The organism is Pseudomonas sp. IPO3778 (genome assembly GCF_013386825.1).
Taxonomy (GTDB): domain Bacteria; phylum Pseudomonadota; class Gammaproteobacteria; order Pseudomonadales; family Pseudomonadaceae; genus Aquipseudomonas.
Window position 1 is genome coordinate 405 of record NZ_JACARC010000008.1, and the last position, 12,245, is coordinate 12,649.

Annotated in this window: 13 protein-coding genes and 1 pseudogene; 8 read left to right on the top strand and 6 right to left on the bottom strand. The window is 61.9% G+C overall.

The window, feature by feature from the left end:
• Positions 1 to 261: pseudogene (locus HX855_RS33025) on the bottom strand (hypothetical protein); the annotation flags it as partial.
• A 367-nt stretch (positions 262 to 628) separates the two neighbouring features.
• Here HX855_RS33025 and HX855_RS01965 point away from each other — a divergent pair.
• The 5 genes from HX855_RS01965 to HX855_RS01985 all read left to right on the top strand — a co-directional run bounded on the left by HX855_RS01965 (position 629) and on the right by HX855_RS01985 (position 5,552).
• Positions 629 to 922 carry a hypothetical protein gene (locus HX855_RS01965; RefSeq protein WP_177085102.1) on the top strand — a complete coding sequence of 98 codons (294 nt, stop codon included), beginning with the start codon at positions 629 to 631 and terminating at the stop codon, positions 920 to 922.
• 246 nt (positions 923 to 1,168) lie between these two features.
• A complete protein-coding gene (gene mgtA / locus HX855_RS01970; protein WP_177085104.1) occupies positions 1,169 to 3,883 on the top strand; it encodes a magnesium-translocating P-type ATPase in 2,715 nt (904 codons plus the stop codon).
• Between the two features lie 229 nt (positions 3,884 to 4,112).
• Positions 4,113 to 4,187 carry a hypothetical protein gene (locus tag HX855_RS33750; protein WP_375140054.1) on the top strand — a complete coding sequence of 25 codons (75 nt, stop codon included), beginning with the start codon at positions 4,113 to 4,115 and terminating at the stop codon, positions 4,185 to 4,187.
• Between the two features lie 69 nt (positions 4,188 to 4,256).
• The gene (locus HX855_RS01980) at positions 4,257 to 4,604 is read left to right on the top strand and encodes a DUF2493 domain-containing protein (RefSeq protein ID WP_010171459.1); all 348 of its coding nucleotides are present in this window, start codon (positions 4,257 to 4,259) and stop codon (positions 4,602 to 4,604) included.
• Positions 4,605 to 4,748: 144 nt separating this feature from the next.
• The gene (locus HX855_RS01985) at positions 4,749 to 5,552 is read left to right on the top strand and encodes a hypothetical protein (RefSeq protein ID WP_177085107.1); all 804 of its coding nucleotides are present in this window, start codon (positions 4,749 to 4,751) and stop codon (positions 5,550 to 5,552) included.
• 178 nt (positions 5,553 to 5,730) lie between these two features.
• Here the strand turns inward: HX855_RS01985 and HX855_RS01990 are convergent, their stop codons facing one another.
• A complete protein-coding gene (locus HX855_RS01990; RefSeq protein WP_177085109.1) occupies positions 5,731 to 6,450 on the bottom strand; it encodes a tellurite resistance TerB family protein in 720 nt (239 codons plus the stop codon).
• Between the two features lie 123 nt (positions 6,451 to 6,573).
• Here HX855_RS01990 and HX855_RS01995 point away from each other — a divergent pair, with 123 nt between their 5' ends.
• On the top strand, positions 6,574 to 7,101 hold the full coding sequence (locus HX855_RS01995) for a DinB family protein (RefSeq protein WP_177085111.1): 528 nt from the start codon (positions 6,574 to 6,576) through the stop codon (positions 7,099 to 7,101).
• Position 7,102: 1 nt separating this feature from the next.
• Here HX855_RS01995 and HX855_RS02000 read toward each other — a convergent pair whose 3' ends face one another.
• A complete protein-coding gene (locus HX855_RS02000) occupies positions 7,103 to 7,558 on the bottom strand; it encodes a GFA family protein (protein ID WP_177085113.1) in 456 nt (151 codons plus the stop codon).
• 77 nt (positions 7,559 to 7,635) lie between these two features.
• Entirely contained in the window at positions 7,636 to 8,475 is an 840-nt protein-coding gene (locus tag HX855_RS02005; protein WP_177085115.1) for an SDR family oxidoreductase, read from the bottom strand.
• Between the two features lie 100 nt (positions 8,476 to 8,575).
• Between HX855_RS02005 and HX855_RS02010 the strand changes: the two genes are divergently transcribed.
• Together HX855_RS02010 and HX855_RS02015 are read left to right on the top strand one after the other, a co-directional pair.
• The gene (locus HX855_RS02010) at positions 8,576 to 9,541 is read left to right on the top strand and encodes an AraC family transcriptional regulator (RefSeq protein ID WP_177085117.1); all 966 of its coding nucleotides are present in this window, start codon (positions 8,576 to 8,578) and stop codon (positions 9,539 to 9,541) included.
• Positions 9,542 to 9,640: 99 nt separating this feature from the next.
• On the top strand, positions 9,641 to 9,925 hold the full coding sequence (locus HX855_RS02015; RefSeq protein WP_177085118.1) for a hypothetical protein: 285 nt from the start codon (positions 9,641 to 9,643) through the stop codon (positions 9,923 to 9,925).
• Positions 9,926 to 11,279: 1,354 nt separating this feature from the next.
• On the opposite strand, the gene HX855_RS02020 is transcribed toward HX855_RS02015, so the two are convergent.
• Positions 11,280 to 11,471 carry a DUF2188 domain-containing protein gene (locus HX855_RS02020; protein WP_177085119.1) on the bottom strand — a complete coding sequence of 64 codons (192 nt, stop codon included), beginning with the start codon at positions 11,469 to 11,471 and terminating at the stop codon, positions 11,280 to 11,282.
• Positions 11,472 to 11,558: 87 nt separating this feature from the next.
• Positions 11,559 to 12,242 carry an HAD-IA family hydrolase gene (locus HX855_RS02025; protein WP_177085120.1) on the bottom strand — a complete coding sequence of 228 codons (684 nt, stop codon included), beginning with the start codon at positions 12,240 to 12,242 and terminating at the stop codon, positions 11,559 to 11,561.
• Positions 12,243 to 12,245: the final 3 nt, after the last annotated feature.

Below are 12,245 nucleotides of genomic sequence, written 5' to 3' on the forward strand. Positions count from 1 at the left end.
GGCTCTTTTCAAAAGTGACCCGCTGTAAGAGCGGAACCAATAGCGGCCGTTACCGCAACAACGGATATGTACACAACCCACCCCGGCGCAGGCACCGGCCAGGTCAAACGCCAACAATCCCAGCACGACCGTGTTCACCCCCCCGCTACCGATCAGCGCAATAATCCGCGCCAGAAACACATGCCGGTAGTTTCTGCTGCCGAGAACGCCGAACATGGGAAGTTGCCCCGTGCGCAAACACATCCGGAGTTGTTGCAGCATTGTTACTCCACGTTATCCACCGGGCACAGATCATTTATCAATAACGGCATGGGACACTAGAACTTCCCCGCGCTTCTGTCTGAACAAACTCTGAACCAGTAACAAATTAAGTCATTAAATGTTGACAGGCCGCAACTGCCTGAGTAGATTGCCCGTGCCTGCAACTCCGGGCCATTTTTTAACCTCACAAAAGAAGCCAATGGACACAGTATCTAGTCGCTGTCCGATCACCGTGAATGCGGCGAATCGGGCGCCAAACCCAGAGAAACATGACGGGACTCGCCTTTCCGGCCGAGTAAGCTGCGCTAGAGCCTGACGCTCCAACGTAACTGCCTCACCGGATGCCAGTCCGGTCCCGAGGTGTGTTATGACCTTTCAACTGATTGCTTTGCCTGATCTGCGTACGCTGGCTACGGCCCTGCGTGCCAAATTGTGCCGCGAGCCCGTAGGCTTTTCGCCTACCCGCAGCGCCTTTGTGACCTCCTCCCCCCGCGTGTGCCCGGCTCCCCTGGCCCACTGGCGTATCTGCCCCACCACCGGCCACCTGGTCCAGCAATGGGACCACGCCGACCCTCAAGACCCACAGAGACGGGACGTTTCCAGCCTGGTCGCGCAAGCGAGCCTGATGCTGAGCCTCTACGTGGACGCTCGCGCGGCGTAAGCCGGCTGGAAACAGCAACTTCCTGATTATTCGTTACTTGATTCGCTGGAGTTCTCTATGGACGAAGCCAGTAGTAGCCCGCTGCGCGCTAGTTAACTAACGCGCTGTTAGCGGGCCCTTGGAAAGTTACTCAACACTTTATTTAAACCGATCGCGAAGTCAGCGACTCGGCATGCTTTCGCTCGCCTGTCATCAGGTAAGTACCGGGTATGTTTTGTCGAAAAATTGGCGACAGGAGTACACACAATGAGCGCAGTAAAAAACCCGAAACTGCACAAGAAAAACGGCACCGACACCGACACCAAGCTGTCGATGCGTGCTGCCCGCGAAGCCCAGAACGGCCTCTCGGCAACCCTCGCCAATGTCCGGGCAACCAAGGATGGCCTGACCGAGCTGGACGCCTCTGCCCGCCTGCAACGTGAAGGCTACAACGAGGTGGCGCACGACAAGCCGCCTCACGCCATCGTGCAATTCCTCCAGGCCCTGAACAACCCGTTCATCTATGTGCTGCTGACCCTGGGTGGCATCAGCTTCGTCACTGATTACTGGCTGCCGCTGCAGGCCGGTGAAGAGGCCGACCTGACCAAGGTCATCATTATCATGACCATGGTCATGCTCAGCAGCCTGCTGCGGTTCTGGCAGGAACACCGCTCGGCCAAGTCCGCCGAAGCCTTGAAGGCCATGGTGCGTACCACCGCCACGGTGCTGCGCCGTGAGCAAGTGGGTTCCAAGCCGACCCTGCGGGAAGTGCCGATGCGCGACCTGGTGGCCGGCGACATCGTGCAGCTGTCTGCCGGCGACATGATCCCGGCCGATATCCGCCTGATCGAGTCCCGCGACCTGTTCATCAGCCAGGCCGTGCTGACCGGCGAAGCCTTGCCGGTGGAGAAGTACGACACCCTCGGCGATGTCACGCAAAAATCCGCCACCTCCACCGCGGCCGACCAGGGCAACCTCCTGGACTTGCCGAACATCTGCTTTATGGGCACCAACGTGGTGAGCGGCCGCGCACAAGCCGTGGTGGTTGCCACCGGCCCGCGCACTTACTTTGGCTCCCTGGCCAAGGCGATTGTCGGCTCCCGGGTGCAAACCGCGTTTGACCGTGGGGTGAACAGTGTCAGCTGGCTGTTGATCCGCTTCATGCTGGTGATGACGCCGATCGTGTTCTTCCTCAACGGTTTCTCCAAAGGTGACTGGAGCGATGCCTTGCTGTTCGCCCTGGCGGTGGCGGTGGGCCTGACCCCGGAAATGCTGCCGATGATCGTCAGCGCCAACCTGGCCAAGGGCGCTACCGCCATGGCCAAGCGCAAAGTGGTGGTCAAACGCCTCAACGCGATCCAGAACTTCGGGTCGATGGACGTGCTGTGCACCGACAAGACCGGCACCCTGACCCAGGACAAGATCATCCTCGAACACCACGTCAACGCCTTTGGCAACCGTGATGACGCGGTGCTGACCCTGGCCTGGCTCAACAGCCATCACCAAAGCGGCATGAAGAACCTGATGGACCAGGCGGTCGTACAGTTCTCGGAACAGAACCCGAAGTTCCAGGTGCCGTTCGCCTACAGCAAGGTCGATGAATTGCCGTTCGACTTTATTCGCCGTCGCCTGTCGATCGTGGTCAAGGATGCGCAAAACGATCACCTGCTGGTGTGCAAGGGCGCGGTCGAGGAGATGCTGAGCATTTCCACCCATGTGATGGAAGGTGACGTGGCCATCGAACTGGATGATCGTCGTCGCAACGAGCTGCTGAGCATTGCCCAGGATTACAACGAAGACGGCTTCCGGGTGCTGGTGCTGGCCACCCGCAACATTCCCCAGGCGCTTGCACGCAAGCAGTACACCACGGCGGATGAACGCAACCTGGTGATCCGCGGCTTCCTGACCTTCCTTGATCCACCCAAGGAAACCGCCGGCCCGGCGATCGCCGCCCTGCGCGAGATTGGTGTGGCGGTCAAAGTGCTCACCGGCGACAACGCCATCGTCACCAGCAAGATCTGCCGTCAGGTTGGCCTGGAGCCCGGCGTGCCGCTGCTGGGCGTGGAAATCGAAGCGATGGACGACGCCACCCTCAAGCTGCAGGTTGAGGAACGCACGGTGTTTGCCAAGCTGACGCCGCTGCAGAAGTCCCGGGTGCTCAAGACCTTGCAGTCCAACGGTCACACCGTGGGGTTCCTCGGCGACGGCATCAACGATGCCCCGGCCCTGCGGGATGCCGACGTGGGTATCTCGGTGGACAGCGCGACGGACATCGCCAAGGAATCCGCCGACATCATCCTGCTGGAAAAGAGCCTGATGGTGCTGGAAGAAGGCGTGCTGAAAGGCCGCGAGACCTTCGGCAATATCATGAAGTACCTGAACATGACCGCCAGTTCCAACTTCGGCAACGTGTTCTCGGTGCTGGTGGCCAGTGCGTTCATCCCGTTCCTGCCGATGCTGTCGATCCACCTGCTGCTGCAAAACCTGATGTACGACATCTCCCAGCTGGCGTTGCCGTGGGACAAGATGGACAAGGAATACCTGGCCAAGCCACGCAAGTGGGACGCGAAAAACATTGGCCGCTTCATGATCTGGATCGGGCCGACCTCGTCGATCTTCGACATGACCACCTTTGCCCTGATGTGGTACGTGTTCTCGGCCAACAGCGTGGAAATGCAGACCCTGTTCCAGTCCGGCTGGTTCATCGAGGGGCTGCTCTCGCAAACCCTGGTGGTGCATATGCTGCGCACCCGCAAGATCCCGTTCTTCCAGAGCAACGCCGCATGGCCGGTGATGATGATGACCTGCATCGTGATCGGGCTGGGCATCTACGTGCCGTTCTCGCCGCTGGGCGCGATGGTGGGCCTGGAGCCGCTGCCACTGGCGTACTTCCCATGGCTGGTGGGCACCCTGGTCGCCTACTGCTGCGTCGCACAACTGATGAAGACAATCTACATCCGCCGCTTCAAGCAGTGGTACTGACCCGCTCTCTGTAGGCGCGAGCTTGCTCGCGAAGGTCGTTAACGATAACGCGGGCATCCTGGCTGAGCGCAGTGCTCTCGGGTTTTTCGCGAGCAAGCTCGCTCCTACAGTAGCTGCAGCCTTTGATGGAGAGAGGCGATGAAAACACTCATGAGCTACCTCGACAACGCCGCACGCGCAGCGCTGGTGTTCGGCCTCGCCCACGCGGCCAAGGCGGTGATGCTGCTGGGTGTGCGGCTATACGCACGCAACGTCCTCAGCGCCGTGGAAATGCGCTTCATGCTGGGCTTTTCCAGCACCTTGAGCAGCACGTGCATCCGCTTACTGCGCCCGCGTCGATAACTGGCAATACGCAATACAAGGAAACATCACCATGCGCGTCTTGATCTGTGCAGGTCGTCATTACGCCGATACAAAAATGTCCCGCCAGGTGCTGGACGCCTACCACCGCCTGCGCCCGGTGCAGGTGTTGATCCATGGCGGCAGCCAGTTCCTGGGCAGCGACGTGGAGGACTGGGCCCGGGAAACCGGGGTGGATGTGGTGCGTTACCCACCCAACTGGCAACGCCATGGCAAGCAGGCCGAGCGTCACCGCAACCAGTTCATGCTCACCGACAGCCGCCCCGACGTGATCATCGCACTGCCCGGTGGCGACGACACCTCGGAACTGGTGAGCCAGGCCAAGGCCTGCGGCATCCATGTGCTGACGGTAGACAGCTGAATCAACCCTTATTGGAGTATCCCGACATGCAAGAAGAACCCAGTTGTAGCGGTACCCCGCTGCACATCATTTTCTATTTGAATCACGGCGCGTCCCTGCCAAATCCGGGCAGGGCACGCCGTTGGCTGTTGATCGAGGTTCACCATGTACAAGAAACACACCCCTGACGGTTTCGCCAAATACCGCAACCGCACCACCCACTTCACCTTCCATCCCCTGCCCGCCTCCAAGCGACGTGCGGTGAGACGCAACCTGATCTTCGTCGGTGTGACGGCGGGTATCGTGCTGGTGCTGAGCCTGATGTCGAATGCCTATGCGGCCGGCGGTTCCTATGTGGTCGACGATGGCGCGATCAACGCCCCGGGCGAATGCAACGTCGACGCCTGGTTCACCGCCAATCGGCACGACGGCGCAACCCACAGTGAAACCCTGGCGCCGGCCTGCACCTCCACCGCCGTTCCCTGGTTGCAGTGGACCGCCGCCGTGTCCCGGGCCAACCATGACGGCGATGGGGAAACCCAGGTGAATCCGCAACTCAAGGCGCAGTTATGGACCCGGGAAGACCTGGGCCTGGAGCTGGCCGCATCGGCTGGCGTGCATTACGCGCTGAACCGCCAGCATTCGTTTGAGGGTGCGGACTTGAATGTGCCGTTTACCTGGCAGCCCATGGAGGCCTTGCGGCTGAATTTCAATGCGGGTTGGAGCCACGCGTATAACGACGGCGACCAAACCCATCGACCGACCTGGGGCACAGGTTTTGAATACAGCGTGATGGACTCCCTGACGCTGATCGCCGAGCGTTACGGCCAGCAAGGTGGCGACCAGGCCTGGCAGGCGGGGCCGAGGGTGCATATCGGCAAGAATGTGGATGTGGACCTGGTGGTGGGGCGCAGTTTGATCGGGGACCGGCATCAATGGCTGACAACCGGGGCAACCTTGCGATTCTAACCCTGCGAAGATGATCAACCTGTGGCGAGGGAGCTTGCTCCCGCTGGGCTGCGAAGCAGCCCTAAAGCCGGCAACCGGTGTCTAGCTGAGACACACTGTCGATTGTTTTGGGTCTGCTGCGCAGCCCAGCGGGAGCAAGCTCCCTCGCCACAGGTTTGATATGGCCGTAAATAACGATTTAAACCTGTCCCTTGGCCTGCTGCTCCAGATGCACCTGCAACGCCGGATCAATCTTCAACTGCCCCGCCAGTTCATCCAGGTAGTCGCGCTCCCCGTCCTGCTGGTCATCCACCAGCATCACACTGACCAGGTACACCTCGGCTGCCACCGCCGGGTCCCCGGAAAACTCGGCGAAATCCGCTGCATTCAGCGGCTTGGCCACCTCGGCATCCAGCCACGCCTGCAATTGCGGGTCATCGGTGTGCTTGCCGATCTCGGTCGAGATCATCTGCTGTTCCCGCTGATCAATCTCGCCATCCGCCTTGGCCGCCGCGATCAATGCGCGCAGCACGGCATGGCTGTGCGCTTCGACTTGCGCACCGGACAACTGGTCAACCGTCTGCAACGCCTGCTGCGGCGCCGAGGCCTGCTGCCGCTGCCAGGCCTGATACGCCTGGAACGCCATCATCCCCAGGGACGCCAGCGCCGCGAAGTTGGTGCCGCCCGTGCGCCCTTGAGGCGCCGCACGGGTTCCACCCAACATGCCGCCCAGGCCACCGAGCAAACCACCCAGGCCGCCACCGCCGGAAGCCGAAGCACCGCCACCGCCTAGCAACCCGCCAAGCAGGCCGCCCAAGCCTCCGAGCCCGCCCTGAGACGCCGGTGCCGCGCCACCCTGCTGCCCCGCCGAGGCCTGGCCAGCTCGCAGTAATTGTTCCAGTAGATCGCCGGTATTCATGGTGTCACCCTCCCAGGGCGCAGAGTTCCAGATCAACAACAATAGCCCCGCTGTGCCAGAACACCATGACCGCCCGGCAGTCACGCTTTATCATGGCCACAAGCCCCCATCGAGGAATCCCCCGTGACCCGCACCGAGCACATAGCCTTGATGGCGACCTATAACCAGTGGATGAACCGCAAGGTGTACGAGGCTGCCGGCGGTTTGAGCGACGAGGAACTGATGGCCGACCGGGGTGCGTTCTTCAGTTCGATCCTGGGCACGCTGAACCACCTCGCCCTGGGAGACCGCGCCTGGCTCAAGCGTTTCGCCGAGCACCCAGCGGGGTTTACCGCGCTGGCGCCGCTAAGCGCATTGGAGCTGCCGCCACGCCTGGACCGGCTGGCCTTCGCCAACCTGCGCGAACTGTCGGCCCACCGCGCCTTGCTCGACCAGCTCATCATCGAGTGGGTGCACGCCATCCGTGAGCCGGACCTGGACCAGCCACTGGCGTACCGCAACATGGCAGGCACGGCCAAGAACAAGAATTTTTATGCGCTGCTGGTGCACTTCTTCAATCACCAGACCCATCACCGCGGCCAGGTGACGACGCTGCTGACCCAGGCCGGGCGCGACGTGGGCGATACCGACCTGCTGGCGCTGATCGACTAATTCAACGGGCGCTGAAGTCGGCGTATGCCTGAATCAGCGCGGGGAAATCCTCCCGCTCCGGAAGCTGCGCAAAGCTGTGCTGCGCCGGGGTCGTCGCCCACGGCAGCTTTTCGCTGGTCCAGGTTTCAATGAACGGCACGTAATCACTGACATCATCCAGCATCGTCGGCCGCAGGTTGATCAAGTCCTCCACGCCATTGGGCCGGGAAAACATCCAGCTCATGCAGTGGGGGCAGCAGTAATGGCGGTCTACGCCGTGCAGCCCGCCGATCACCGGGTTGCCCTGGGTGATGGTAAAGCCGCTGCTGGGGATCAGCGCGCTCAGGGAGAACGCGCTGGACGACATCTTCTGGCAGCCGGTGCAGTGACACGCCATGGTGATCAGCGGTTTTTCGGTCACGGTAAAACGCACCCGATCACAACGGCAGCCGCCTTCCTGGGACTCTTGATGACTCATCTTCCACTCCATTCACATTGTGTGTGTGCCCAGAGAGTAAACGAGCGGGTGCGTCACGAACAGGGATGCCGGATGGGTTAAGGCGCAGAAAAGTCCGTGGAGAAGGCCAGGTCTTTTTGCGCTTCCAATACCGCCAGGCGGTCGCTTAGCTGTTTGTGCATCACGGTGTAGGCGTCCGGCCCCAAGGCAATGCGCTTGGGTGCGGGGTGCTGGTCGACGCTGGCGATCATGATTGCGACCATCTTGGCCGGGTCACCCGAGGAGATCCGGGTACGGTCTTCGATCATCCGCCGGGCGTGGCTTGAGGGAGAGCGGTCGTAGTCTTCCAGGCGGGTCGCCAGTTGGGCGCTGCGGTAGCGAAAATCCGTGCGTGCGCTGCCCGGTTCGATCAGGGTGCAGCCGATGTTGAAACAGGCCACCTCTTCGCCCAGGGCGTCGACAAAGCCTTCAATCCCCCATTTGCTCGCGTGGTACAACGAGCCACCCGGGAACACTGCCTGCCCGCCCATGGTGGAGAGCTGGAGAATGCGCCCGCCGCCTTGGGCCCTCAGGTGCGGCAGCGCGGCGCGCAGCAGCTGGATGGAGCCCAGCAGGTTGGTATCCAGTTGATGATCGATCTGTTCGTCGGTCATCTCTTCTGCGGCGCCGAACAGGCCATAACCGGCGTTGCTGACCACCACGTCAATCGTCCCCAGCGCCTTGAATGCCTGAGCCACCACCGCGCGGATGGCGGGGGTATCGGTGACGTCCAACTGGGCCAGCCACAACGCTGCGCCATGACGGGCCTGCAAATCGGCCATGCTCGCCAAGTCCCGAACCGTGCCCGCAACGCGCTCACCCCGGGCCAATAACTGCTCGGTCATCTCGCGGCCAAAGCCGCTGTTGGCGCCGGTAATCAACCAGGTACGTGCTGTCATGATTTAAGCCTCTGTGGTTTCGTTAGAGTCCCCAGCTTATTCATCACGACTGGACGATGAATGCGCTAGACTCCAAATTTCATCAGCCAGCGTCTAAATCATGTCCGATCCGTTCTCCGAGCTGCTCACCTTTATGCAAGCCCGTTCCGTGATGTCCGGCGGCCTGGTCGCGGGCGGACGCTGGGCCATTGCCTTTCCACCGGCTACCCAGTTGAAGTTCTGGGGCGTATTGCGGGGTACGTGCTGGCTGAAGATGGAGGGCGACAGCACGCCCATTGCGGTCAACGAAGGCGATGTGTTTCTGCTGTCGGCCGAACGGCCTCATGTCATGGCCAGCGACCTGAGTGAAACCCCGGTAGACCTGCAGCAGATTCTCGACAAGCGCGTGGGTGCCCTGGCTTACCACGGCGATGGGGATGAGTTCTTCATGATTGGCGGCAAGGTGGAACTCAGCACCGACTCCGAACACCTGCTGCGTGCCGCCCTTGCGCCGTTTATCCACCTGAGCGCCAAGACCCACGCGTTGGACACGCTGCACTGGTTACTCAACCAACTGGTGCGTGAACGGGACCATGACCGGCCCGGTGCGGCGGTGGCTTCTTCCCAACTGGCGCACCTGATGTTCATTGAAATCCTGCGTTTGCATTTCGAAACCGCGCCGCCGCTGTCGGGCAGTTGGTTGCGCGCCATGACCGACAAACGCCTGGAGCCGGCGCTGCGCCTGATCCATGGCGAGCCTGGCGAAACCAGGCCGCTGGCGGTGCTGGCCAACGCCTGTGCGATGTCACGGGCCAGCTTTGCGGCGTACTTCAAGGACGTTGCGGGCATCTCGCCCATGGCTTACCTCACCCAGTGGCGCATGCGCCTGGCGGCCCGGGCACTGGCTGAGGGCAACAGCTCGCTGATCGAACTCGCACTCTCGCTGGGTTACAACTCCCAGAGCGCGTTCAGCCATGCGTTCAAGCGCGAGATCGGCAGGTCGCCGTTGCATTACCAGCAGGCGCTGAGGGGGGCGACGGGGGCGCAATACCCTCAAACGAACGCCTGGGGCAGCGAACTGTCATAAAAAAGACAGAGCGGTGAAACCAGCCAATGGCTGCCCGCGCTGCCCGCGCGCATCAATAGATTACCGGTGCGACGCATCCCCCAAGAAGGAGACGCCTACATGGTCATTCACTTCAAGGTCGCCGGGCATCTTGCCTGCGGTCATCACGGCAATAACCTCCCTTCCAGCACCGAGCTGAAGCGGGTCAAATGCCGTACCTGCCGTAATACCGAAGCCTACAAGGAAGCCCGCCGCACCCAGCGCAATGCCGCCCGGCGTGCCGCGCGCAGAGCCAAATCCGCACATACCGCCGGTGACTGGCGCAGCGCCTGGACCCAACGCCTGACCGACCTGCCCGGCCGCCAGCGCCTGCCACGCGGATTCAGCGGCCAGCCCTTCGTCTAGATCATACCGTGCTGCCAGTGTGCGGGCGCAGGCGACTCAGCGGGCGCCCGCACACGGCATAGAGAAGTGTGGGAGCCAGTCGACATTGATGGTGCCTGACACACCGCTATCGCGGCCTCGCTGAAGCTGGACGGCTCCCACATTTGGTCTTGGTCGGCTGTCGAATGCAGAGTGCCCGTGGCCAGATTGCCCCAGGCACAAGGCCAACCCGATTGCTGGACGCGCGCGATCTGAAGCCATAGCAGATTCCCTGTGGGAGCTGTCGAGCTTTAGCGAGGCTGCGATGGCGTCGGCACAGTCGACAGTGAGGGTGCCTGACCCACCGCTATCGCGGCCTCGCTAAAGCTCGACGGCTCCCACATTTGGTACTTGTCAGCCGCCAGATTGCAGGGTGCCCGTGGCCAACGGGGTGCTGGCCAGAACGCCAACCCGATTGCCGGAAGAGCGCGGTTTGAAGACATAGCAGATTCCCTGTGGGAGCTGTCGAGCTTTAGCGAGGCTGCGATGGCGTCGGCGCAATCAACATTGGTGTTGCCTGACCCACCGCTATCGCGGCCTCGCTAAAGCTCGACGGCTCCCACATTTGGTCTTGGTCGGCCGTCGAATTGCAGGGTGCCCGTGGCCAGTTGGCCACCAGGCACAAGGCCAAACCGGTTGCTGGACGCGCGCGGTCTGAAGGCATAGTAGGTTTCCTGTGGGAGCTGTCGAGCTTTAGCGAGGCTGCGATGGCGTCGGCACAGTCGACATTGATGTTGCCTGACACACCGNNTGGTCGGCTGTCGAATTGCAGAGTGCCCGTGGCCAGATTGCCCCAGCCACAAGGCCAAACCGGTTGCTGGACGCGCTCGGTCTGAAGGCATAGCAGATTCCCTGTGGGAGCTGTCGAGCTTTAGCGAGGCTGCGATGGCGTCGGCACAGTCGACATTGATGTTGCCTGACCCACCGCTATCGCGGCCTCGCTAAAGCTCGACGGCTCCCACATTTGGTCTTGGTCGGCCGTCGAATTGCAGGGTGCCCATGGCCAGTTTGGCCGCCAGCCACAAGGCCAAACCGATTGCTGGAAGCGCGCGGTCTGAAGGCATAGCAGATTCCCTGTGGGAGCTGTCGAGCTTTAGCGAGGCTGCGATGGCGTCGGCACAATCAACATCGGTGTTGCCTGACCCACCGCTTTCGCGGCCTCGCTAAAGCTCGACGGCTCCCACATTTGGTCTTGGTCGGCCGTCGAATTGCAGGGTGCCTGCGGCCAGATTGCCCCAGCCACAAGGCCAAACCGATTGCCGGAAGCGCGCGGTCCGAAGCCATAGCAGCTCCCACCTTTGTTTTTCATCGGAGGATCGACCGGGGCTGTCAGGGTTCACGCTTCATTGGCTACCGGCCTCGACCGAGCCTTGTATCCCGGCAGTGCAGCGGCGTACGCCAGTGCCTGCTCACGGGAGCCGAAGGAGGCCAGCCGATCAGCCTTGGTGCAGACCCGCCACGGGCCGCTGTTGACTTGCACGATGTCATAGCCGTTCAGATGCAGCTTGTTCAGCATGGGAGTGCTCATAGTCACCTCTCTCTCCAGAGATAATCCAGGTGTTTACCCGCTCTACCATACACCCGCAGCCAGTGAGGTAACCTACCGAACGTCGAGTCAGCGGTAGGCCGGCAGCCCCCATCCCGCCAGGTCAAACGCCTCCAGGCTGAGCAGTCGACCGTCTGCATGCCGAAACTTCTCCCGGGGCATCGCCGGGTCCGGGATGGCCAGGGCGTGCATCCCCGCCGCCTTCGCTGCCGTGATGCCGAACGGCGAATCCTCGAACACCAGGCAGTCGGCAGGCGCCACCCCCAGCCGCTCGGCGGCCACCAGGAAGATGTCGGGCGCCGGCTTGGCAGCGCCCACCTGCGGGTCATCCGCGGTGACGATGGCGTCGAACAGGGCGAACCAGTCCCGGTGCAAGGTGGTTTTGAGCTCGAAATAGTGCCGCGACGAACTGGTACCCACCGCAATCGGAATCCCATGGGCCGACAAATGCCGCACCAGCACCTGGGCCCCGGCCATGGCCGCCGCTTGGGGAAAGCGCGCATTCATCAGCGGCGTGCGTTCCTGCAAGAACGCCTCCGGGCTCATCGGCAAGCCCACGGCCTGCACGATGTAGCTGGCCAGCTCATAAGCCCCCAGGCCGATGGTGTTCTGCTTCATGCTCCAGTCAAACGTGAGGCCGTAGCGGTCGGCGATCAACTGGGTGACTTCGGTATAGATGCCCTCGGTGTCGAGCAGCAGGCCGTCCATGTCGAAGATCACCGCCTTGATCGGCGCGGGTAGCTTCCCATTCATCAA

Excerpts from the sequence above, each read along its gene's own strand:
- HX855_RS01980 (WP_010171459.1), top strand. The coding sequence starts at position 4,257 with ATGCGCGTCTTGATCTGTGCAGGTCGTCATTACGCCGATACAAAAATG.
- HX855_RS02000 (WP_177085113.1), bottom strand. The coding sequence starts at position 7,558 with ATGAGTCATCAAGAGTCCCAGGAAGGCGGCTGCCGTTGTGATCGGGTG.
- HX855_RS01965 (WP_177085102.1), top strand. The coding sequence starts at position 629 with ATGACCTTTCAACTGATTGCTTTGCCTGATCTGCGTACGCTGGCTACG.
- HX855_RS02005 (WP_177085115.1), bottom strand. The coding sequence starts at position 8,475 with ATGACAGCACGTACCTGGTTGATTACCGGCGCCAACAGCGGCTTTGGC.
- HX855_RS02020 (WP_177085119.1), bottom strand. The coding sequence starts at position 11,471 with ATGAGCACTCCCATGCTGAACAAGCTGCATCTGAACGGCTATGACATC.
- HX855_RS02025 (WP_177085120.1), bottom strand. The coding sequence starts at position 12,242 with ATGAATGGGAAGCTACCCGCGCCGATCAAGGCGGTGATCTTCGACATG.
- HX855_RS01985 (WP_177085107.1), top strand. The coding sequence starts at position 4,749 with ATGTACAAGAAACACACCCCTGACGGTTTCGCCAAATACCGCAACCGC.
- mgtA (WP_177085104.1), top strand. The coding sequence starts at position 1,169 with ATGAGCGCAGTAAAAAACCCGAAACTGCACAAGAAAAACGGCACCGAC.
- HX855_RS02010 (WP_177085117.1), top strand. The coding sequence starts at position 8,576 with ATGTCCGATCCGTTCTCCGAGCTGCTCACCTTTATGCAAGCCCGTTCC.
- HX855_RS01990 (WP_177085109.1), bottom strand. The coding sequence starts at position 6,450 with ATGAATACCGGCGATCTACTGGAACAATTACTGCGAGCTGGCCAGGCC.
- HX855_RS02015 (WP_177085118.1), top strand. The coding sequence starts at position 9,641 with ATGGTCATTCACTTCAAGGTCGCCGGGCATCTTGCCTGCGGTCATCAC.